The organism is Butyrivibrio fibrisolvens (assembly GCF_023206215.1).
GTDB lineage: Bacteria > Bacillota > Clostridia > Lachnospirales > Lachnospiraceae > Butyrivibrio > Butyrivibrio fibrisolvens_C.
This window is the reverse complement of the sequence record NZ_CP065801.1, coordinates 57,105-80,759: the sequence shown is the minus strand read 5'-3', so window position 1 is coordinate 80,759 and position 23,655 is coordinate 57,105. Positions and strand designations below refer to the sequence as shown.

Genomic DNA, 23,655 nt, shown 5'->3' with positions numbered 1-23,655 from the left:
TTACTCGTGACATGAGGTTAAAATATGAATGATATATTGGTATCAGTAATAGTGCCTATCTATAATGTAGAGAAGTACCTTCCTAAATGTATAGATAGCATAATATGCCAAACATATAAGAATATCGAGATAATACTTGTTGATGACGGGTCACCGGATAGTTGTGGTCAGATCTGCGAAAACTATAAAAAGAAGGACAGTAGGATCAAAGTAATCCATAAAGAAAACGGTGGACTGTCAGATGCCAGGAATGCTGGGATAAGCATTGCAAGCGGATGTTATTATATATTTATTGACTCTGATGATTATATACATGAATGTATGATTGAAATCCTGGTAGAAGGCGTTGTTTCTACAGGTTCTGACATAGCTGTGTGCAGTTTCGGAAATGTCAAAGAAGATGACAAAATAGATAATCATTCAAGGATAAATACAGGATCCTATAAGCTTATTAGTGAAGACATAGATAGGCTTTCATATTTTTATGGTGATAAATATACAGAATTTACTGTGGCCTGGAACAAGATATATCCTGCATCTTTTTTTAAAGAAATAAAGTATCCAAAAGGTAAAATTCATGAAGATGAGTTTACGACATATAAACTTTTGGAACTTGCCAAGAAGATTGCATATATAGATGTTCCTCTTTATTATTATGTCAGTCGAAGTTCAAGTATTATGGGAGAAGAGTTTAGTCTTAAAAGACTTCATAGACTTGATGCAATATCTGAAAGAATGGATCATTATCTGTCCTTAGGCAAATATGATTGGTATGAAAAGAACTTGTTTCTTTATAGGATATTCTATGTCAGATATTATAAAGCTGTTAAAAAGCAAAAAATGGATATAGATATATTAAAAGAATACTTTAAGACTTACAAGAAAAGTGTCCTAAAGAATATTTTAAAAACAAACATCAGTATTAAGAAAAAGTTAGGATACATTTATCTGGCACTATTTCCGGATATGTATATAGAAAAGAAGTTATAAGAGGTTTGCTAGACAATGGGTAGTAAGAAAAGAATAGCTATAAATATGATCGCACAGTTTATAACATTTATCATAAATGTTTCGATCAATTTTGTATTAACACCATACATAACCAAGCACGTTGGTAAAGAGGTTTACGGTTTTGTAAATCTGGCTTTTCAGACAACAGGGTATGTAACTATTTTTACATCAGCGCTTAATGCCATGGTAGGAAGATATATAACGATCAATCTTGGCAAAAAAGATTATAAAAATGCCAATATGTATTTTTCTTCGGTAATAGTTGCAAATCTTATCATATCACTTGCTCTTGTGATTCCTTCGGTATTTGCGATCCTTTATCTGGACAGATGGCTACAGATACCAATGCAGTATACTACTGATGTTAAGATACTGTGGATGTTTATAGTGATAGATTTTTTGTTGTCACTTTGTACTAACTGCTATGGCGTTGCTACATATGCAAGTAACAGACTTGATCTGGCAGCTAGACGTAATACTGAGAATACTATTATAAGAGCAGTATCACTTATACTCATGTTCTCTATATTTGCACCAAGAGTATGGTATGTAGGATTTACCAAGTTTATATGCGGTTTCTGGATCATAGTGACCAATATATACTATACAAGAACACTTGTTCCTCAGCTAAGATTTAATAAATTGTCAATTAAGTTTAAGGCTGTAGCGGATCTTGTAAAAGTTGGAATCTGGAATTCAGTCCAGCAGCTTTCTACAATTCTAATTAATGGATGTGACATGCTGATCACTAATATTTATATAGACGCTGCATCTATGACACTTATGGGATTTGCCAAGACTGTACCAAACTATCTTATGTCTATAATTGGTATAGTTTCCGGATCATTTGGTCCTGAGATGACTCTTCTGTATAGCAAGGGAGATATGAAAGCTTTTGAAAAATATGTAAAGAGTGCAATAAAAGTGTGCGGCTTTATATGCTCAGTTCCGATACTTGGATTTATAACTTTTGGAACCAAGTTTTTCCATTTATGGCTTCCTACCCTGACATCGGGAGAAGTTACGACAGTGCAGATATTGTCTATACTTATCCTTGCGCAGACAATATTTGATGTATATATATATCCTTTGTATACGGTTAACCAGATTACTACCAGACTTAGGATTCCTGTTCTCGTATCACTGGGAATAGGTGTTGCCAATATCATTGGTTCCATACTCCTTTGCGTTTATACAGACCTTGGAGTATATGCAATCCAGATAGTAAGCTCTGTACTGCTTACTGCGAGAGTATTTTTCTTCGCGCCTATATATGCGTCATATACTCTTAACTTAAAATGGTGGACATTCTATGGCCCGCTTTTTAGAGGAGCATTATCATCTGCGATAACAGTAGTTATTTTTTATGGGGTGCTTAATGTTATGACGGTTAATTCATGGCTTATGCTTGTAGTTGCTGCTATTGTCTGTGGAGTGATCGGATATACTGTTAATTACTATATTGTTTTGAATAAAGCAGAAAGGATTATGGCTAAAGAGGTTATAGCAAAAAAATTGAAACTAAAAAAGAAATGAGACAGAATAACTAGTATAGTGAAGTAGATGTCTTAAGTGACTATTGATACTTACTTCATGCAAGGCATAATGATACACTCGGCCTGTTAGACAAAAAGATTTACTTATTATATAAGGGAGATCGTTATATTATGAAAGATCTCATACAAGTTATAATACCGATCTATAAAGCACAAGAATTTTTGTATAGATGTCTTATAAGTATTAAGAATCAGACATATACTAATTTTATAGTTTATTTGATCAATGATGCATCACCTGATAATAGCCTTGAAATCTGTCGCAAGATTTCACAGGAAGATGCGAGGTTTAAAGTAATATCTCTATTGAAAAACTCCGGACCGGCACATGCTAGAAATGTTGGACTTGAGCATGCTGATCTTAAACAAGGATATATAGCATTTATTGATGCTGATGATTATATTGAGCCTAGGTATTTTGAGCATCTTGTTAATCTATTAAAAGATAGTGATGCTGATTTTTCATGGGTTTCAGTTAATAATACCTTTGAAAAAGAAAAACTTGTTTTCCCTGAAATAGACTGTGATAAGGAGAAAATATTCTCTATTACAGGACATGACCTTCTTCTAAGAGAAGACCTAAGGATAATGTATCTTATGGTATGGGGCAAGCTTTTTAAGTCTTCTTTGTGGAAGGACGTTAGATTTAATGAAGCTTATCATTACTTTGAAGACGGAGCAACAACATTTAAGGTCATCTATAAAGCCGGGAAAGTAATAGTGTCCGATTTAAAACTATATAACTATTACTATTCTGAAAACTCTGTAACAAGAAGCGGAATAAATACTACAAAACTAATAGATGGCTTAAACACTGAAATAGATAAGATAGATTTTTATAAAGAAAAAAACGAAAAAGATCTTATGGATATGGCATATATTGCATATCTTAATACAATATTGGGAATTCTGAGGCAAACCGACAAAAGACAATATAAAAATCTTAGGAGTAAAGTCTGGAAGCTTTATAGACAGAGCTACAAAAATGTATTTGACAATAAAAATATAAGTAATACTCAAAAGTTAAAGTATTGCCTATATAGAATAAATCCTGATATACAGAAATTGTATCTTAAACTGAAACTTGGTTAAAGAATTAAGACTGATACAGTAAGTACCAACAAAATATGACAATATGTTATAGTAAACAACTTAGGAAAATGTAAATAGTCAGTCGATAAATGCTTGATATATCAGAATAAGACAACTGTTATAAGGCATTTACAAAAGACATCTTCGATAGTTGATTTATTTGTAACATGAGGTATATATGGGAAAAAGAGATGAACTTATAACAATAATTATGCCTGTTTACAATGTCAAAGAGTATATTTCGGCTTGTGTTGACAGTGTAATAAATCAGACATACAGGAATTTTGAACTTATTTTAGTTGATGACGGATCAACAGATGAAAGTGGAACAATATGTGATGAATATGTTCAGAAAGATTCAAGAATCTCTGTAATCCATAAAGAAAACGGCGGTGTATCAGATGCCAGAAATATAGCTATTCCGGTTGCAAAGGGGAATTATATCTGCTTTGTGGATCCTGATGACATGCTGGCTCCAACTTACCTGCAGAAGTTGTATGAAACAATGATTGAAAGCGGAGCAGATCTTGTAGCTTGTAATTATTATTCTTTTAATGACGGGGATGTAATTCCGGAAGATATTTGGAATGGAACTCATGAAACTTTGGTTATTACAGAAAAAGAAATGGAAGATGAAGCTTTCGCCGCGGAATATACTGTCAAAATGGTTATACCTATCAATAAGATGTATAAAAGATGTATTTTTGACATAATAAAATACCCTGTTGGTAAAATCCATGAAGATGCTTATGTGTATCACCACATGTTGCATGAAGTTCAAAAGGTAGTATATATATCTGATATTTTATACTATTATCGTCTTCGAAAGAATTCTATTACTAATAGCGGTTTTAAGATTAAAGAGCTGGAAGATTCCATGGGCGCAGTAATAGATCGAATTGATTTTTATCATGGCCTTGGTAAACAGAGGCTTACGGATATCGCAATAGACGGATATTTGTATTTCCTTTGGAGAAATATAGATATTATGAAAAAGGAAGGTATCAAAGATTATAAAGAACTGATCAAAACATATATCAGGATTTTCAGAAATAAGATCAGGTATTTAAAGGTGTCAAAGGACTATCCATTAAAGAAGCTATTAAAAATGTATTATATAGCATATTTGAAAACAGACTATTAAGTGAAGATTAGTAAATACAGGAAAGATAAAAGGGGATATGAAAAAAGAAGTAAATGCAAAGATCAGCATAGTCGTTCCGGTATATAAGACCCAGGATTATATTGATAGGTGTATACAAAGCATTTTGGGACAGAGTTATCAGAATTTTGAGCTTATTCTTGTAGATGATGGTTCGCCTGATAATGCAGGAGATATCTGCGATGAATATGCTCGTAATGATAATAGAATAAAAGTAATCCATCAAAAGAATTCCGGACAGTCGGCTGCAAGAAATAATGCGCTCAAAATTGCTACAGGGGATTATTACTGCTTTATAGATTCGGATGACTACGTAGCTGATAATCTGCTTGAAAGATTATATAGCCTGATAGTAGAGAAAGATGCAGATATATCTTTTGTCGGTTATAGTTCATTCACTGGTGAACAAGCTGACGTAGTAGCAGATTCTGCTCCTGATATCTTTTCGTATAGTAATACTGACATGATTAAAAATATACATATGGTAAAAGATGAACTGTATGTTGTCATGTGGGGCAAACTATTCAAAAAAGAGCTTTTTGAAGGAATACAGTTTCCAGAAGGAAGGATCTGTGAAGATCTGCATGTTCTGTACAGGATCTACGATAAGGCGAAAATCTCAGTATTTAGCGATGAGAAGCTTTATTATTATTATAGAGGCAATGTTTCAAGTTCTACGTACAGTATCAATAAGAAGTTCTATGATGATGTATTCTGGGTTTTGGATAAGGAGATAGAATATATCGATGACAGGCATCCTGAGCTTGGCGATTATCCAAGACGAACATATATGTACTGGATTGTTGACCTTTGTAAAAAAACAGGCGGCTTTATCTCTTGTGGGAAAATGAGAAGTCTTTATCTTAAATATAGACAGTTATACAGAAAGTCGTGGTATGAAAAAGAGAAATTCTTCACATTTTTTTATTATATGCCTAGCATATATGTATTATTAAAAAAGTGATGATCATAAATACTAGTAATTCAAAAAAGTGGTTGTTGTGATTGTTAAGAACATGTTGCCGCGGTGAAGTCTTAGAAGCGGCATAAATAGCAATTGATAACATGCGTTATTGGGAGAGTATAAAAAGGTTTAGTATGGAACTTGTTAGTGTGATAATTCCTGTATACAATCAGGAGAAATATTTAGATAAATGCATAGACACGGTATTGACCGGAACTTACGGAAATGTGGAATGTATTATTGTTGATGATGGGTCTACCGATAATAGCCCCGCTTTGTGCGATGAATACAAAAAGGACAAGCGCGTAAAGGTTATTCATAAACCTAACGGAGGATTAACAAGTGCCAGAAAAGCCGGTTTTGATGTTTCAAAGGGAGAATATATCACTTTTATTGATAGTGATGACTATGTAACGAAGGATTATGTAGAAAAGCTCTTTAAGGCACTTACAGATGCTGGTGCTGATATGAGTATCTGCGGTCATTATAGAGATGAAGACGGAAAGATTATAGAAAACACATACCCTATTTCTGATAGGATACTTGATGGTAATATTACGAACGATTATATTCTGCCAATCATTGGTAAAATATATGCTCCCGGTTATGAGAATTTTCCCGGATATGTATGGGGTAAGCTCTATAAAAGAGAATGTATAACAGATAAATGTTTTGTCTCTGAAAGAGAAGTATATACAGAGGATGATATCTTCCAGATGTATGTATGTGAAAACGTTAATAAAATTGTCTTTATTAAGGATAAACTGGTATACTACAGAGATAATGTAAAGTCTCTTACAAGAAGATACAGAAATGGGATGTGGGATATGCTTAAAAAGCGTCACCAGATGGTTGAAGAGTACTTTAAAACTCATAATATAAAAGATAATGACCGCCTTATTGCGTCAGCATTTTATGCAATTTATGTATCTGTTACAAATTCTTATCTACATGGAAATGTAACAGAATGCGTTAAAGAGCTAAGAGCGATCCGTAAAGATCCTTTTGCTGTAAAGACATTAAAAGAAATAAGGACAAAGCTTTTACGGCCAAGGCAGAAAATGTTTTATATGTTGTTCAAACTTAGATGCTATCATTTAGTTTATCATTTTAGAAATACAATGTTTTAAAATATATCGTAATGACTCGTGACATGAGGTAAATATGAGTAGGATCAAAACAGATTTTTTATCAAAAGGAATATATATGCTGGTGATGATAGCAGTATCATGCTCTATTCTTGCCTGCGGAAGAAATGTTAACAATCTGACTGTAGATACAGAAAATACTGAAACAGATAAGGTTGTTGCCACCACTCAGAATCCCAGCATCGTATATGCCAGTGAAGATATGTCTGTAGAAGAATTATACAAGGATATGGGCAATGGTATGAGCCTTGGTAATGATCTGGATGTATGTGATTGGGACGCGATAGGTTCTAATAAGGCTATAGGTTATCAGGCTGCGGCAATATATACTACAAATCCCTACAGTACATGGAATGCATCATCATATCAGTATTTTTCATATGACGGATCACTCCATTTTGTATGGAATATTGAATCGCTTAATTCAGAGAACAACACTATCTGTGATAGCTTTGCAATTCAGATTGTATCTCATGAAAGTAATGCTCAAAATAAAGCTTTTACATGCAGTATAACGAATGCAACCTTTACAACAGCAACTGGTGCCAAATATACCATGAGTAGTCTGGTAGGAACTCATCAGCTTACGATCAAAAATGATGTTACGCAGTATTTGTATCAGCCTATGTCAACATTTGACGGCGTAAAGACTACAGGAGACGTCATAGGTGGAAAGATTGAGATAGACCTTAAGCTAGAGGACTTTTATTATGATGTAAGTTCAGAGATATCCAAGCTCGAAACATATTGGGGCAATCCTGTTGCTACAGAAGATATGATCAAGGCAATCAGTGACAGAGGTTTTAAGACCATAAGAATACCTGTTACATATTTTAACCATATGTCTGATGAAGGAACTATAGATCCCGCCTTTCTTGACAGGGTAGAAGAAGTAGTTGACTGGGCTTTAAAGTATGATATGTATGTAATCATGAGTATTCAGCATGATACCGGTAATGACGGATGGATCAAAGCTTCCGAGTCTAACTATAAAAACAACAAGACAAAAGTTGAATATATGGTCAGACAGATCGCAGAAAAGTTTAAAGACAAAGACAATCATCTGATCCTTGAAGGTTTCAATGAGATGGTCAATGATAAGTGTCAGTGGGATGACTATATTCCTGACAAAGATCTAAGCGTTATGAACAGATGGAATCAGCTCTTTGTTGATACAGTTAGAACTACAGAAGGTAATAATGCAGATAGATATCTTCTTGTTAATACATATGCTGCAATGCCAACCAAGAAGGTCCTTGATGCATTTGTGCTTCCTTCTGATACTGCGAATAACAAGATACTGGTTGGACTTCACTGCTATTTTAACAATGACAATATGGATCAAAACTTTGCAGTAATGACAGATTTTACCAAAAAGTATAATGTCATAATCGGAGAATGGGCATTTTGGATCTCTAAAGATGGAGATAACAGAATTGAAGGTGCCAGTATGTATATGGAGTATGTGAAAGCTCTGGGGATACCGGCAATATGGTGGGATAACGGCCATATCAAAGAGATGGCAATATTTGACAGAAAAACACTGTCATGGCCCAATGAAGAACTTGTTGATCTGATTATAAACGGCAATTAAATAGCACGTCTTATTAAAACGAAAACCATATTTTGCAGTTCTATTATGAGGGATGATAACAGTCAAGTAGGGAAGTTTAAGTTTGAAAAAAGATAGAAACTGGAGAGATTTTTAGTGCCTAGAAAAATATTGATATACGTTGATATAAACGAGATTGAGTATGGAATATTTGATAATACAGACTATTCTATACTGTATGACCTTCTTTTGAAGGAGAGAAATGGTAATTGCCCTAACTGGGGCAATAAGGTATGGTTTGAGGGAATAGTATCCGAAATCAGCACACCATATATAGAATACGAATTTAAAAACACAGAAATGACACCTGAAGAAATAAATAACAGATTTGATGGCGTTCTTATGCCTTGTGCTAACATTTTCTCTGTTGAATTTATGGATGAGATGGTAAGACTTACAAAGGTGTTTGATAAGCTGAAAGTACCTGTATATGTCATATCTTGTGGTTTGCAGCTTGATAAAATGGAGAACATGGATGCTCTTGTCTCCAAAATCCAAAAAGTTTCAGCAAGATTCATTGATACTGTTTATAAGACAGGTGGAGAGTTCTGCTTAAGAGGTTATATTACTAAAGAGTTTTTTGACAAACTAGGTTTTCCTCAGGCTGTTGTAGCAGGATGCCCATCATTATATCAGATGGGAAGAAATATTATAGTTAACAAATCAGAAGTAGAACGTACTAAATTCAAAGCAGTAGTCAATAGTCAGAACTATCATTTGAATACAAAATTTTATAAAAGTATATTTGATGAATATAAAGGCAGCATATATATAGACCAGGATCATTATTACAGATATCTGTATCAGCCTGATTATTTTGATAATTCTTCTTTTGCAACCAAAGAGATGATAAAGAGAATCAAGGATAAAGGGCTTTTAGGGCTTGAACTGGTATCAGATAAAAGGCTTCTTCTTTTTGCAGATATACCAAATTGGATAAAGTATTTACAGAATAGTGATTATAATTTCTCGTTTGGAGCTCGTATTCACGGTAATATAACATCAATTCTATCGGGAATACCAGCAATGGTACATATCTGTGATTGTAGGACCAGAGAGATAGCAGAGTATTATAACATTCCCACTATTACTGATGATGAACTTAGTAGAGAGAAAGATATTTATGATATATATGAGAAACTGGACTACTCTCGATTTAATCAAAAGTTCCCTGAATTATTTGATAAATATGAGAACTTCCTTCGAAAGTGCGATCTGGTTGAGGATATAAATCAAAAAAATATCTTTATAGATATGCCAAGTAATCATAATGGGAAATTGCCACATGTAGTGAACCAAAAGTATTTAGATATCATGAACGATAAGATAACTAGGCATAAGGCAATATATACTGCGGTTGATTCTTCATTTAATTTTTACAGAAAACACATTAAAAAAGGTAGCTAAACGCTACCTCTTAACTCATCATGAAAATATATAATGATAGTATGTCATAAGAGAAATTATCAAAAAACGGATTCTTATGAGGCTAGGAGCTTCATTGGAATCCGTTTTCAATATTTTACTAAAACTTCCCACTTGGATGCCGTCCCGTCCAAGTGGGAAGTTTTAGTGTTTTATTTTATCAGGTTGAGCTCTTCATCCAGTTTTGTAAAGTGAAGACTGGAAGCCTTAATATATTCAGAAAGTTTGTCACAAGGTATATTAAAACTATTACTAAGCATATCATCAGCAAGCGTGTTACTAACCTGGGAAAGGTGTGATGATTTTCCGGTAAATTCAATGTCAGCAAGCATATTTTCAGTTTTATTGCTGTAAATTATCGGATAGAAATCTTTCTTGAATAATATAGCCAGAACAATTGAATGAAATCTTGTACCGATAATATAGTGACTATTTTTAAACAGTTTTATAGTGGCATCTAGCCCTATATCTTTGTAATTAATGCTCTCTATGTAAGGAGAATTCAAGCTGTCTTCAATTTCTTTTGCGATTTTATAGTCTCCTTGTTCTTCGCAAAGAGCAAGGAGCTTAACTTGTTTCTGCATGCCAACTAGTTTTGAAACAACCTCAAGAAGTTTGGCTTTGTATGAATCATGATAAGAATTTGCTTCCTTGGACTTTGCAGTATTTGCAAAATCCATTACTGATATCAGATAGTATCCATCATCCTGCAGATCAGATGAATCTAAGTTATATACAACATCGGGAGCATATAAGGCACAAGGCAGATCACTAAATAGATTATAGGATTTAATATCTCTGAAGGAAACCTGTTTGCACATAGAAAAGCATCTTTTGTGTTCCTTGTAATATTCTTCTGATGTATAAGGACCAAAATTACAGTCTATTATGTAAGGGTGAGACTTATACCATGGCTCATCAAACATGTGATCCCATCTATCAGTCTCTACGAAAAATGAACCTACTATAAAAATATTATCTTTACAAAATCTGCTGAAAAGATTTATAAAGAACAGGTTTCTATAATTTCCTTTATAAGTATTAGTGAGTTTTTGCCATTTAATACAAATGGAATTAATAACCTTAAAAAATAAACTATCTGTTTTGATATAGTTAAGGTTGGCTATATCTTTGAGATTGCGATCATTTCCTGAATCTCCAAGCACGATAAACTTCTCGTTTGGGTATCTGTCACATATCAATTTAACAAAAAGATCGTCTCCGAAATTGTTATTGAGGTATGCTCGAATTTGTATTTTTTTGACATAATTTCTCCGCTAATTAGATAACGATTATTAAGAGTCGGGATTTTAGCTTTCTATATAAAGCAAAAACGAAACTCAAATATGTGAATTAAAGTAACAATTCTGTAATATATGTAGAAAAAATGATTATAACTGTGTATAATATATAAACGGTTGTTTTTATGAATAACAAGGAAAAGTATATCATAAGACATGTGATAATTATATTTCAAAGATGATAGATTCTTAAGGATTATATTTAGTATACTGACTCATTTATATAGATCAAATTACTTGCCTATGAATTTATCCGGATTGTCATAAAATCTTGACAATGATTACAATGCTTTTTGACTTTAGTTCATGTATATAAATCTATATCCTTTGTTATTTGATCAAATATGTACGAGTACACACTTGTATATCTGTAATGCTATAGATCAAAAGCTTTATTGGCTATTGAAATAAAAAAGACTAGTTGGGAGAATGGCGTGAAGAAGAAAATTGGAATTGTAATGGCATGTGTAGCTATAATCAGTATAGCTTTTATAGCTATATTAGTAGCATATATTGGCTTTCCCTGGCAGAAAGTTGTTGCTGAGACAGCTCAGGCTTCAGAAATTACAAGAAATGCTGATACAGTAGATAATACCTATAGTTCTGTAAGAAATAGCAGCACTAATATTACACAGACATCTAAGCAGGAAAATACTACAAAAGTATCTGAGACAAGACAGTTCGTTGAAAAAATGGGAGTAGGAATTAACATAGGTAACTCCCTTGATGTATGCGATTGGAATAAAAAGTTTAAAATTGCATCAGACGCAGAAAATTATGAAACAACCTGGGGGAATGTGTCTATTACAGAAGGCCTTATCAAAATGATTGCCGATGAAGGATACGGAACTATCAGAATCCCTGTAACATATATGAATCATATAGATGCAGAAGGTAATGTTGACCCTAACTGGCTGGGGAGGGTATCTGAAGTTGTCGATATGGTAATAGATAACGATATGTACTGTATTATAGATATCCATCATGATACAGGCAATGACGGCTGGATCAAGGCTTCCAATAAAAGCTATAATGACAATCATGAGCGTGTTGCCAATATGATCGTGCAGATTGCAACTTACTTCAAAGACTACGATGACCACCTGATCCTCGAAGGCTTTAATGAAATGGTCGATGATAAGAACAGATGGGAGAATGTTCCGGCTGATTCTTTAAAAGTATTTAATAGCTGGAATCAGATATTTGTAGATCTTGTAAGAAGTACAGGTTCCAATAATGCAACAAGATTCCTCTTGGTCAATACATATGCAGCATCCTGTGACGATAGGAATATTGAATATTTTGAACTTCCAAAAGATACAGTGGAAGACAGAATTTTGGTCGGTGTTCATGGATATATAGGCTATGATAAGCTTGACAGCGGATTTGAATCCATAAAGAAACTATACGATAGAGGATATGCAATAGTTATAAGTGAGTTTGGCTCATCAGGGCAGAGTAAGGTTGACAGAGCTGCTTATACTTCCGATTATGCAAAAAAAGCTGCAGAAATAGGAGCATGCCCTATTTTATGGGATGACGGATCTAATGCCAAAAAAGCATCTGATATTAAAAACTTTGCAATAATGGATAGGAAAAACCTTAAGTGGTATTTTCCTGAAATAGCAGATGCGCTTAAAGATGGAAACTAAAAAAGGAAACGTGTTCTAACACGCTAGTTTACTACAATCTTTCATTGACGGAGTATATTATTTATGCTAAAATTACACCGTTTTTGGAGGATTGTTTTTATTTGGAGCAAGAATATGTCTGCAATATTTGGGGCGATTGGTTTTGGGGGAATAATAACTTCTAACAGGGTACTTGAAATTCTAAAGAAACCCTTTTCCACTTGTGTAACAGACAATTATTTTGAATTTAAAATGAATTGAACAATTATAGTGAAAAAGTAGCGAGTTTGTTATTTGATTAGTTTACAGACTGTTTTTATCACAATTTGATTTGGTTCAATTATATTGATAGGTGTTCATATGATAAATGTAAGATCTTTTTTATTTGAGAACAAAGAAAAAACAGTAACAATACAGGCGTATATTTATTCTTTTTACTACCGCTTTATTGTTAAACATACATCGACCAAAAAACTTGAAGAAAGACTTGGAAAACGAGGCGAAGAGACTCCTTTTGAAGAAAGCAGGGAAAAGATTTCTATGGTCAAGCTATACGCTTTTCATATAAATCGTATTACGCAAAGGCTTCCTTGGGAGGAGAAGTGCCTTGTAAGAGCTATGACATTAAGGAGATTCTTAATAAAAAAACATATCCCATGTACGATATACCTTGGCGTCACTACACAGGAAGGTAAGCTTGAAGCTCACGCCTGGCTACGGTGCGGTAATCTTTGGGCTTCAGGTGGAAGCGGCGATGGATATACAACTGTAGCTAAGTTTGCTACTTATTAAAAAGTAAAGGACTATAATGATGGACAAAAAATATTATTACAAAATATATGGACTTACACTTGCATCGGACTATGAATTTCCACACTTTATCAGATTAGAAGAAAAAGTTGAGGCACCTGATATAGAAATTATTTATGGCGGAATACCGGATTTCATAAAACCCCAGATAGATGAAGGTTTTTATAAAGGAATCAAAAAAGATGAGATGTGGTTTTACAACAGTGCCGGTCTATTCTATATTCATGACAATAATAAGATCAATTTTATTGAATATAACAAGGGTACTATTGATGATGCAGCTGTTTTTCTTCCTGGTTTGTGCCTGGCAGTTCTTTTATGGTATAGGAAGATGATAATGATACATGGTGCCTGCCTTAGGATGAAAGACAAGACCGTAATAGTAGCAGGTAATAGCGGAGCTGGCAAATCCACTCTTACTACTGAACTAATAAAAAGAGGAGCTTTGCTTATGGCTGATGACGTAACAGGTATAGCTTTAAAAGATGGTCAGTTTATCTCCTTCCCTGCTTTTCCGGCCCAAAAGCTCTGTGAAGATCAGGTAGAGAAAAATGGCCTTGATACATCCAATTTAAAGCAGGTAGTATATGATCTTAATAAATTTGAAGTATCTAGAAAAGATGATTTTTATGACATTCCTGCAAAGGTAGATGCTTTATTCAGAGTAGAAGTTCAAGATGTTTCTGCTCTTACAAAAGAAGAAATTACCGGAGCAGAAAAGCTTAAGATTATTACAGATTGTATCTACATCAATTGGTTATTTAATGATACTTTCAGGTTAGAACCTGATGATATGTTCAGATGCATAGGATTATCCAACCAGATAGCCGTACATAAAATTTGCAGGAACAAAACTCAGGATACGATTAAAGAAATACTTGATTATATAGAGAGTAATGTGTGACGGAGTAAAACAAGATGTCGGCTATATGGGGATGCGTTGATTTATCAGGAACTTTTGTAGATCCAGATATCCCTGATAAAATGAGCGAATGTACAAAAAAATACAGAATCGATCAGAGCCAAAGCGTTCTATTTGAAAATGTATATATGGCATGTGGATTACAGTACATTACTAAGGAATCGCAATATGAGAGGCTACCAATAGTACAGGACGATATATTTTTTACAGCAGATGTGCTTTTGGATAACCGTGAGGAACTGATCAAGGAGACTTTGTCTCAAGAATCATCGTCTGATGGTGAACTTCTTTTCAACGCCTGGAAACGGTGGGGAGAAAAGTTTGGTGATCATGTTTTGGGGCTTTATTCATTTGCAATATATGATAAAAGAAAAAAATGAATTCAGATTATATACTGATCATTTATCTTCAAGATGTATACACTATTATGAAAGTGGGAGTAAAGTATACTTCTCAACTTTGACGTCATCTATAACGGATGCAGTTTCTGAAATAGACATTTGCGATAAGTGGATAAGAACGTCTTTGTCAATGGATCTTGCTTATTGTTTTCTTTTTGATGGACTTACGCCATTTGAAGGTATAAAAATACTACCTTATGGTACAGGAATTGTTGTTAAAAAGAATGAAAGAGGCATAGAAGTAGAAAAAGTCAGATATTATGACCCTCTTTCGAAGATTAAAGAAAATAAAAAATACGATGATGAAAAATGTAAAGAGGGATTTAGAACAACATTCTTTAAATGTGTAAGAGATGCGATAAGAACAGACGGTGACTGCGGAATATTATTGAGCGGCGGTCTGGATTCTACGGCAGTTGGAAGTGTAGCAGCAAAATATCTTGAAAAAGAAAACAAGAATCTTTACTCATATACTTCGGTTCCGCTTAAAAAATATGTCGATGAAAATGGCAGAACCAATGGCTATAAGATTGAAGACGAATCAAAAGATGTTATGATGTTTTGCAATCATTTTCCAAATATAAAGCCGGAGTTTCTATCATGTGATGGTGAAAACTGTTTGACCCATGTAGATGAACTGTGTGATTATCTGGAATTGCCATTTAAGTCATTGATAAATTATGTATGGCTTCGCGACAGTTTTATAATGGCCAGGAAGCAAGGCGTTAAAGTTATTCTTAGTGGTGCTTATGGGAATGACACTATATCGTTTGGATATATGGAGAATACACTTGCAAGGCTTATAAAGGGCTTTCATTTTATCGAGGCATACAAGCAGTTTATGACATTTACTAAGAAAGAGGGAATTATCAAGAAAAGGTATTTCAAGCGCTTTTTGAAAGAATTCATTTCGAGTTTTAGAAAACAAGAGGTGATCTTCGATGAAAGAGGATACAAAAAAGAATATCTTAATAAATACGATATAGAATCTGAATGGGATAAACTCTTTAGAGGAATGACCGGTAATATAAGGACAAGAGATGCATATCAAAATTCAGTATTTGCAACCGGAATATTGCAATTGACAGGAATCGTAAATACTAAAGATGGTCTGTATTATGGAGTAGTGATGAGAGATCCTTCAATGGACAAGCGAATGTTGGAGCTGTGCCTTTCGTTGCCGTACAAATGCTTTGCGTGGAATGGAGTTGAAAGAAGACTAGTTAGAGAATATCTAAAAGATTTTGTACCTGATGAGATCAGACTCAATACCAGATTTAGAGGAAGGCAAAGTGCAGATGCTGTTTTTCGACTAGACTTGTATGGAGTCAAAAAAGTAAAAAAGCTCTCAGAATTGGTATCTGATAGTCTGGGTAAGTATTACGATTTAAATCTAGTAAAAGCTGAGATAGATGAACCGAACGATGAGGATAATATTGACTGGAAGGCTAAGATTGTTTCATTTGGTGTGTTTTTGAGTAAGTACAGCGCAAAAAAAGAAGGAGATTAAATCTCCTTCTTAACTTGACGAGAATTATTTAGCAACTGGGCCGCTAGCATACTCTTCTGCTGGTAAACCATTGTGAGAATAGTTAATGAAACCATCGTGCTCAGAAACTTTCCTACCGCCCTTAGCTGTCTCATTGATCTCAAGAGACTCCATAACTGGTGCATTCCAAACCTTCATTTCATACGTCCTCCTTTGTATTATTTGTGAACTTCCGTTCGACATTTATAAGTATATTAAAACTACTTATCTAAGTAAAGAAAACATACATAATTGTAAGAATTTTGTTAGGGGTATTATTTATGATAACAACAATCGATAACCTATTTATGCTTTGCAGAGCTCACCTGTATGGTACAGATAGACCTGATAGTGGGAACTATGAAGATGAGATTGATTTTGAAACACTCAAGAAGATGATTCAGGAGAATTCATTATCTGCATTTTTGTATAAACCATTAAAGGAATATAATGATCAGAAAAAGACCATACAAGATGAGGTGATGTCAGATTATGGCAGCTACATACAGGCTGTCATGTTTAGAGAATTATCCAAAAACTATGGAATTAAAAAACTCTGTACAGAAGCTGAGTCTAGAGGAATAAGACTGGTTTTCTTTAAAGGCATCATTCTTGCAGACCTTTATCCTCAATATGCAGAAAGAACCAGTGCCGATAGTGATATTCTTGTAAGCGAAGAACAAAAAGAGGCTGCCGAACAGCTTTTGATTGAGTCTGGATATGAGAAGAATCTTGAGCATTCAAAAAATCATGTTCAGGTGTACTACAATGAGAAACTAAGTCATACAGTAGAGCTTCATACAAGGCTTTGGGAGGACTATACAGGGCCTAGAATAGATATACTAGACAAGATGAAGCTTAGCTGCCCGGAGACTGATATAAGGATTACAGCATGTGGTATAGAAGTAAATACCCTTGGTCATGAAAAGCATCTTGTGTATCAGCTTTTTCATATCATCAAGCATTTTAGCCTTGAAGGAATCGGAATCAGATACCTTATAGATACAACACTTTTTGTAAACAGGTATTTTAAAGATATAGATTTCAATCTTTTCTGGAAACATATAGAAATGCTTGGATATACTAAGTTTGTAGAAGCTTTTTTCAAGATATGTATTGATGAGCTCAAAATGAATGACAAGGTCTTTGAAAACCATACAATAACACTTGATCACAGCGTAGAAGATCTTAAAACAGACCTTCTTAATGTTGGAATATCCAAAGAAAAGAGAGCAGGGTGGCAGATAATGGGCGCAATGGAGTCTTATTTTACGGGCGAAGCCAAAGCACCTAAAGCCGGTATCAGAAGAAGGCTTGCTATGGTTTTCCCATCCCTTGATGCGCTGCCCAAAACATACTTATATGCTAGAAAGCATCCCATACTCCTTCCAATTGCATGGGTTCATAGAGCTATTAAGTATCTTATTAGAAGAAAAGACCATAAAGATGAATTCTTCAGTGTAGGAGAGAAGATTGACGTAGGAGATAGAAGGATCAGCCTTATGGATGAACTTGGACTATTAAATAATGACTAAAAAACAGCAGCTACGATCTAAGTGATCGATAGCTGCTATTTTTTTACTATAGGAAGAATGAAACCTGCAAGCGAATAAGTAAGCGGGTTCATTGCTTTCATAAAGGCTGCATTTTTCCCTTTGTATTGTTTGAGATATTTACCACTTTTCCAGTTTGGAAAAGTACTTACAAGCTTATCCCAGTTAGCTGAAATAGCTTTCTTTCTGTCAGATGGATCTTTGATCCTGGACATCCTTGATAAGGAACTGCAAAGAAGGATCCTGGTATACAGGAATTCCAAGGCATCCTTATATTCGTCCATAAATCCCTTTTCTTTATAAAATGCATATATGTCATCAAGAATATCGAATATCTGCATTGTCTTTAAAGTCTGAAAGTTATTGATGGAAGTTCCTCTTTGAACATAGTGGACAAAGGGGTCTTCAACATATTCAATCCTGTTAAGAAAAGGAACAATCTTACAGTAAAAGTTTACATCTTCATAGATTAGACCTTTAGGAAATCTGACTCCAGTCTCTAAAAGCCATGAAGTTTTGTATATCTTGTTCCAAACAACGGATCTGCCGTTCATAATAAGTTCTTCTTTATCATGAATATGCCTGCCTATCTCGGTGTCTTCGTAGTTGTCAAAAGTGTGGTGAAGATTACACTCTACAATGTCTGCAGATGTTTCTATGGCGCGATTATACATTGTCTCATACATTTTGGGATCAACATAATCGTCAGAGTCAATAAATCCGACGTATTCTCCGTGAATATATGGAAAAGCGTAGTTTCGGGCATCAGAAAGTCCGCCGTTTTGCTTGTTTAATACAACGATCCTGGAATCTTTTTGGGCATATCTTTCAAGGATATCAAGCGAACTATCTGTAGAGCCGTCATTAACTGCAAGTATCTCGATATCATTAAGCGACTGGCCGGTTAATGAATCGAGACACTTTTCAAGATAGTTTTCAACGTTGTAGATAGGAACTATTATGCTGACCTTAACGTTGGTATTGTTCATAATAGAATTGTCCTGCCTGGTTTAAGTTTAGGTTAAAGAAATAAATTTGGCCTCTTCAAGCTGAGTAAGGAATTTTTCTGTTCCTGAAAGGCATGTTTCTTCATCTACATCGTAGATAGTAAGGAGAGTCTTTACAAGATCTCCAACAGTTGTTTCGCTTTGGATATTGTCCCAGATATCTACAGCTGTTCCTCTGAGAAGGAAATATTTACCGCTCTCAAAATCAATCATGACCTTATCACCGGCCATATCAGTTACATCAATTTTTTTGATCAGTTTGATTTTTGTTTCTTTGTTCATCACAAACCCCATTTTCTAAAACTATTTTCACTTAGCAGTTGTATTTTCTGCCGAATCAATATTATATTATAGTGAAAGAAATATCAAGTTAAAATTCTATAATGATAGATCATGGGGTTAATATGAATAGTAACAAAGCATTACTGACTAAGCAGTTTATCCGGTTGCAAAGATATGCACTTGATAACAAAAAGCCGGATATTTCTTATGTCGGTTGTGACTGGGAGACGCTTATTTCTTTGGGCGGGTTAAATAAATGCGGCGCTCTTCTTAACAATGCTGTAAATAAAGATCCGGACTATTTTGACATAGATAAAGAGGTACTTAAAAAATGGAATGAAAAAGCCAAGAAGGAATTTCTGGATTCCTATAACAGATTCTCAGAGTTTAAGAGAGTTTATAGCTGCTTTCAAGAAGAAGGAATAAGAACTGTTGTTTTAAAAGGGTATGTTCTTGCTGTGTTGTATCCTGATATTTTTTCAAGATATAGTAGCGATCTTGACATTAAACTTGATCCTAAAGACAAAGACAGGGTGCATGAATTATTAACACAAAAGCTCGGCTTTTCTTATAACGAGGCAGATAGCAAGAACAATGTCAAACTTTATATGCATGGTAATCTTTTGATAGAAGCACATTACACCTTGTGGGAAGATTATCATGGTGATAATATCGATGTGCTTATAAAAGAAAAACTCGATGATGAAGGTACGCTTGTTAAAGTTTCTATCACGGATGATGTTGCAGTGTGGACTTTGGGACATACAGAGCACCTTATTCTGCAGATGTTTCATATTATCAAACATTTTATCGTAGAAGGTATTGAGAGCAGATATTTGATTGATATTGCTTTGTTTGTTAATAAATATAAGGATGAGATTGACTTTAAGAGGTTTTTCAGAGTATTCAAAGAAATGAATTTTGATAATTTCTGTGCTGTTTATTTTACGAAATGCATTGAATACTTTGGAATGGATGAAAATGTTCTGGCTAAAGAAGACAGAGTTTATCCGGAGGATGAAGCGGCTTTTCTGCAGGACATTGTTTTTGCCGGCAAAAGAGACCTTGAAGATAATTCAAGTTACAGCCTCCTGGGAATACTGTCTCCGTATGTTAATGGCAAAAAAGATGCAGGAGATAAAAAAGGCGGCAGAATACTTCATACTCTATTTCCATCAGTCTCAGATATTGATGATAAGTATGCTTATTGCAAGAAATATCACTTTCTGTTGCCCATAGCATGGATACACAGGGCATTTCGGGCCATATATTTTAAACTTACAAAGGGAAACAAAGTATACGGAGTAAAGGATAAAATTACCGGATCTGAATACAGGATCAGGATGATGAAGAATTCAAAGATTCTTTAATATAATCAAGGAAGTTATAAAGGTGAATCAGGTTTCAGTAATTGTGCCTGCCTATAACAGTGGCAGGACTATAGAAAGATGTATAAAGTCTTTAATTGGCCAGACTTACGATGCTAAGGAAATAATTATCGTAGATGATGGGTCTACAGATAATACTCCTAATATCTGTCAAAAATATGAGCAAAAGGGAGAACTTAAGTACTATAAAGCTACGCATGGAGGCGTTTCTAAGGTCAGAAATCTAGGCCTTTCAAAGGCAACCGGAGAATATGTAATGTTCGTAGACGCAGATGACTACGTCAAAGATACATTTTTGGAGAAGATGGTAGATGCTTTGGAAAGCGCAGACGCAGATATGTGCATCTGTAAATATCTTCGCGTCGTTTACAATGATCATTATCCGATAAAGAACCTTCAAAAAAGCGGCATCATAGATAGGAACAAGTATCTTATAGACACTCTAAAAGATCCCGGACATCACTATTTTGGCGTTATCTGGAATAAAATATTTAAGACAGATATCATCCGAAAGAACAATATAAGATTTAGGAGCGATATCACGCTGGGAGAAGATTTTGTATTTTCGCTGGAATACCTGCTACATGCAAAGAAGATCAATGTAATAGATGATAAGCTTATATATTACTGCTATCAGGACAGCAACACACTTTCCAGGATTAAGGAAAAAAAGATCACTGACTGCGAAAATGAAATGACTAATCGTAATCATATATACGAGACGTATGTTAATGTGATGAATAAAGCAGGTCTTTATAGTAAGTATGAAAAGCTTATTAACAGGTACTGGATTGTCTTTTATCTGAGGCAGAAATATGATCTTATTTCCAATTATAAATGGAGTATAGAGGAAAAGAAGCTCTGGATGCAGGAAATTCTTGATAATGGCAATGTCAAGGCAGCTCTTAGAATATATAAAAAGCCCGAGATCACTGCGCAGTACATGTACTACATAGTGACTCAGACTACTAAAAATATGCTTAAAGCGGTTATAAAAAAAGTTAAGAGTTAAATTCTGTTTAGAGCTGTATAAGAAGCAGGTCAAAGTTACATACAACGCATTTGTATTATGAAAACAGCAGTTTATTATAATGCTTACATATTCATATACAGATAATCTGATCAGTTATGAGTGAATCAGTCCTTAAGAATGGGTAGTGTTATGGCAAAAGTTGTGCCATGGTCACTACCTGTTTTTGATCTACAGGTTATAGTTCCTGAGTGGATCTCAACAATCTTCTTACAGATAGACAGACCAAGTCCGGCACCTGATTTGCCGGAAGGAGTCCTGGGTATATCTCCTGTAAAGGATCTTTCAAAAATCTTATCAATATTATCAGGTGAGATACCCGATCCGGTATCTGATACAGATATAATAACATGTGTTTCGGATTCATCGGTGCTTGCACTTAGCGTGATACTGCCATCTTCCCCCAGATATCTGAGAGCATTATCAAAAAGATTATTCAATACTCTGTCAAAATAATTAGGATCGATCTCGATAGTGTACTCAAAGCTCATAGGCACATCAAGTACTAGATTAACATCTTTGAATTTGGAATCCGCCTCATTAGTAAAAAAGAAATCTTCAAGATAATTGCCACATGGAAGCGGAACAGGCCTTACTATCGTACTGTTAGAAGATAACTTAGACAAAAGAAATATCTCGTCTATCATGTATTCAAGTGAAGCGGCTTTTTTATCAATCAGTCTGTAGAGATCTTTTCGGTCATCTGTACTGATTCCGGGAGTTTCTTCTAAATACTCAATAGCACTTCTGATAGCAGCTATGGGTGAACGAAGATCATGCGAGATATTAGAAAAATACTCACTTTGCTTTTGATTTATACTTCCTAGTTTAAGATTTGATTTATATAGACCTTTCGAAAGATCTTCTACTCCAAGAGATGGTTCATCGTATCTTTTTTTGGAATGCTCTTTCATCTTACCTTATTTGATCCGCATAAAGTTAAGGATCAACCTTTCTTCTTATATAAGTTTGGCGGCATTTAAAAAAGCCGGATTTTCATTTTGGCTTAGAATATATTTTAAGCCACGTACAAAAAGCGGTCTTGATGATACCTTGAATCTATAAATGATAGTTTGGTTTTAACAGTATAAAGGTCAGTTCATCTTGGAATTATGAATTTATATCCCTTGCCATAAGCCGTTTCTATGCAGTTCATAAGCCCACCATAGCTTTCCAGCTTTTTTCTGAGGCGGCTTGCAACTACCATTATGGTTCTTCTATCACTTTCCTGATATATACCCCAGATTTTTTTCCCTATAGTTTCAAAAGGAATGACTACTCCGGGATTTTGGACGAGCAACAAAAGAAGCTCATATTCTCTATTTGCAAGTATGATCTCGGTGTCGTCATTGTACAGAACTTTGCGGTCTAAAAGCTTGATTTGAAGAGGGGGATATGTTATCGTATTAGCTGCTTTTGTAATGTTTTTCTTTTTGATTTGAAGCCTTATTCTAGCTGACAGTTCTTTTAAGCTGTAAGGCTTTATCATATAATCATCTGCACCGGACATGAGCCCTTCAACACGATTGTCTTCAGAGGCCAGTCCGGACAAAAGTATAATTGGGGAGTCGGTATATCTTTTGATAACATTGATGGCGCTAAGGCCATCTGTTCCGGGCATCATAATATCAAGAACGATGCAGTCCGGATGAATCTGCTTAAGGGCAGATATAGCATCGTCAGCCGTCTGATAGGTATATACTTTATATCCTTCATCTGAAAGATGGTTTTTGTTTATCTCTAAAATATCCCTGTCGTCGTCAATTATCATTAAAACCATAGTGTACCTCACTGTGAAAATAGGTTTTTGTTAATTATATTATATCTGTTGG

23 protein-coding genes are annotated in these 23,655 nt (G+C 34.6%); 17 read left to right on the top strand and 6 right to left on the bottom strand.

Annotated features, from left to right (window positions below; translation table 11 throughout):
* Window positions 1-24 precede the first annotated feature (24 nt).
* From I7804_RS17695 to I7804_RS17660, 8 genes are all read left to right on the top strand, one after another.
* The gene (locus I7804_RS17695; RefSeq protein ID WP_248406179.1) at window positions 25-990 is read left to right on the top strand and encodes a glycosyltransferase family 2 protein; all 966 of its coding nucleotides are present in this window, start codon (window positions 25-27) and stop codon (window positions 988-990) included.
* 15 nt (window positions 991-1,005) lie between these two features.
* Complete coding sequence (locus I7804_RS17690) at window positions 1,006-2,547, top strand: lipopolysaccharide biosynthesis protein (protein WP_248406178.1); 1,542 nt, start codon at window positions 1,006-1,008, stop codon at window positions 2,545-2,547.
* Window positions 2,548-2,678: 131 nt separating this feature from the next.
* On the top strand, window positions 2,679-3,659 hold the full coding sequence (locus I7804_RS17685; protein ID WP_248406177.1) for a glycosyltransferase family 2 protein: 981 nt from the start codon (window positions 2,679-2,681) through the stop codon (window positions 3,657-3,659).
* 178 nt (window positions 3,660-3,837) lie between these two features.
* Window positions 3,838-4,803, top strand: coding sequence for a glycosyltransferase family 2 protein (locus I7804_RS17680; protein WP_248406176.1), 966 nt, complete (start codon window positions 3,838-3,840; stop codon window positions 4,801-4,803).
* A 37-nt stretch (window positions 4,804-4,840) separates the two neighbouring features.
* Window positions 4,841-5,785, top strand: coding sequence for a glycosyltransferase family 2 protein (locus I7804_RS17675; RefSeq protein ID WP_248406175.1), 945 nt, complete (start codon window positions 4,841-4,843; stop codon window positions 5,783-5,785).
* 134 nt (window positions 5,786-5,919) lie between these two features.
* Entirely contained in the window at window positions 5,920-6,915 is a 996-nt protein-coding gene (locus I7804_RS17670; RefSeq protein ID WP_248406174.1) for a glycosyltransferase family 2 protein, read from the top strand.
* 34 nt (window positions 6,916-6,949) lie between these two features.
* Window positions 6,950-8,527 carry a glycoside hydrolase family 5 protein gene (locus I7804_RS17665; protein WP_248406173.1) on the top strand — a complete coding sequence of 526 codons (1,578 nt, stop codon included), beginning with the start codon at window positions 6,950-6,952 and terminating at the stop codon, window positions 8,525-8,527.
* Between the two features lie 114 nt (window positions 8,528-8,641).
* Window positions 8,642-9,952: a polysaccharide pyruvyl transferase family protein gene (locus tag I7804_RS17660; protein ID WP_248406172.1), complete on the top strand. Its 1,311-nt coding sequence runs from the start codon at window positions 8,642-8,644 to the stop codon at window positions 9,950-9,952.
* A 170-nt stretch (window positions 9,953-10,122) separates the two neighbouring features.
* Here the strand turns inward: I7804_RS17660 and I7804_RS17655 are convergent, their stop codons facing one another.
* Window positions 10,123-11,220 carry a polysaccharide pyruvyl transferase family protein gene (locus I7804_RS17655; RefSeq protein ID WP_282570548.1) on the bottom strand — a complete coding sequence of 366 codons (1,098 nt, stop codon included), beginning with the start codon at window positions 11,218-11,220 and terminating at the stop codon, window positions 10,123-10,125.
* 485 nt (window positions 11,221-11,705) lie between these two features.
* Between I7804_RS17655 and I7804_RS17650 the strand changes: the two genes are divergently transcribed.
* From I7804_RS17650 to I7804_RS17630, 6 genes are all read left to right on the top strand, one after another.
* Entirely contained in the window at window positions 11,706-12,923 is a 1,218-nt protein-coding gene (locus I7804_RS17650) for a glycoside hydrolase family 5 protein (RefSeq protein WP_248406170.1), read from the top strand.
* Window positions 12,924-13,037: 114 nt separating this feature from the next.
* Window positions 13,038-13,163: a hypothetical protein gene (locus I7804_RS19005; RefSeq protein ID WP_282570545.1), complete on the top strand. Its 126-nt coding sequence runs from the start codon at window positions 13,038-13,040 to the stop codon at window positions 13,161-13,163.
* A 99-nt stretch (window positions 13,164-13,262) separates the two neighbouring features.
* Window positions 13,263-13,694, top strand: a complete 432-nt coding sequence (locus I7804_RS17645) for a lasso peptide biosynthesis B2 protein (protein WP_248406169.1) — start codon at window positions 13,263-13,265, stop codon at window positions 13,692-13,694.
* Window positions 13,695-13,710: 16 nt separating this feature from the next.
* On the top strand, window positions 13,711-14,616 hold the full coding sequence (locus I7804_RS17640; RefSeq protein ID WP_248406168.1) for a hypothetical protein: 906 nt from the start codon (window positions 13,711-13,713) through the stop codon (window positions 14,614-14,616).
* Window positions 14,617-14,630: 14 nt separating this feature from the next.
* A complete protein-coding gene (locus tag I7804_RS17635; protein WP_248406167.1) occupies window positions 14,631-15,014 on the top strand; it encodes a hypothetical protein in 384 nt (127 codons plus the stop codon).
* Entirely contained in the window at window positions 14,911-16,545 is a 1,635-nt protein-coding gene (locus tag I7804_RS17630) for an asparagine synthase C-terminal domain-containing protein (protein WP_248406166.1), read from the top strand. Before I7804_RS17635 ends, I7804_RS17630 begins: the two co-directional genes overlap by 104 nt.
* A gap of 24 nt (window positions 16,546-16,569) precedes the next feature.
* On the opposite strand, the gene I7804_RS17625 is transcribed toward I7804_RS17630, so the two are convergent.
* A complete protein-coding gene (locus I7804_RS17625) occupies window positions 16,570-16,722 on the bottom strand; it encodes a hypothetical protein (protein ID WP_248406165.1) in 153 nt (50 codons plus the stop codon).
* A 122-nt stretch (window positions 16,723-16,844) separates the two neighbouring features.
* Between I7804_RS17625 and I7804_RS17620 the strand changes: the two genes are divergently transcribed.
* Entirely contained in the window at window positions 16,845-18,098 is a 1,254-nt protein-coding gene (locus tag I7804_RS17620) for a nucleotidyltransferase family protein (RefSeq protein ID WP_248406164.1), read from the top strand.
* Window positions 18,099-18,133: 35 nt separating this feature from the next.
* On the opposite strand, the gene I7804_RS17615 is transcribed toward I7804_RS17620, so the two are convergent.
* Window positions 18,134-19,105, bottom strand: coding sequence for a glycosyltransferase (locus tag I7804_RS17615; RefSeq protein ID WP_248406163.1), 972 nt, complete (start codon window positions 19,103-19,105; stop codon window positions 18,134-18,136).
* A gap of 27 nt (window positions 19,106-19,132) precedes the next feature.
* Entirely contained in the window at window positions 19,133-19,405 is a 273-nt protein-coding gene (locus I7804_RS17610) for a PqqD family peptide modification chaperone (RefSeq protein WP_022757278.1), read from the bottom strand.
* A gap of 122 nt (window positions 19,406-19,527) precedes the next feature.
* On the opposite strand from I7804_RS17610, the gene I7804_RS17605 reads away from it, so the two are divergent.
* Window positions 19,528-20,775 (top strand): nucleotidyltransferase family protein, encoded by a 1,248-nt coding sequence (locus I7804_RS17605; protein WP_248406162.1) that lies wholly within the window; start codon window positions 19,528-19,530, stop codon window positions 20,773-20,775.
* 22 nt (window positions 20,776-20,797) lie between these two features.
* Entirely contained in the window at window positions 20,798-21,805 is a 1,008-nt protein-coding gene (locus I7804_RS17600; RefSeq protein ID WP_248406161.1) for a glycosyltransferase family 2 protein, read from the top strand.
* A gap of 125 nt (window positions 21,806-21,930) precedes the next feature.
* Here the strand turns inward: I7804_RS17600 and I7804_RS17595 are convergent, their stop codons facing one another.
* Both I7804_RS17595 and I7804_RS17590 read right to left on the bottom strand, forming a co-directional pair.
* Window positions 21,931-22,737: a sensor histidine kinase gene (locus I7804_RS17595; protein WP_248406160.1), complete on the bottom strand. Its 807-nt coding sequence runs from the start codon at window positions 22,735-22,737 to the stop codon at window positions 21,931-21,933.
* A gap of 185 nt (window positions 22,738-22,922) precedes the next feature.
* Window positions 22,923-23,603 (bottom strand): response regulator transcription factor, encoded by a 681-nt coding sequence (locus tag I7804_RS17590; RefSeq protein WP_092045820.1) that lies wholly within the window; start codon window positions 23,601-23,603, stop codon window positions 22,923-22,925.
* Between the last annotated feature and the right edge of the window lie 52 nt (window positions 23,604-23,655).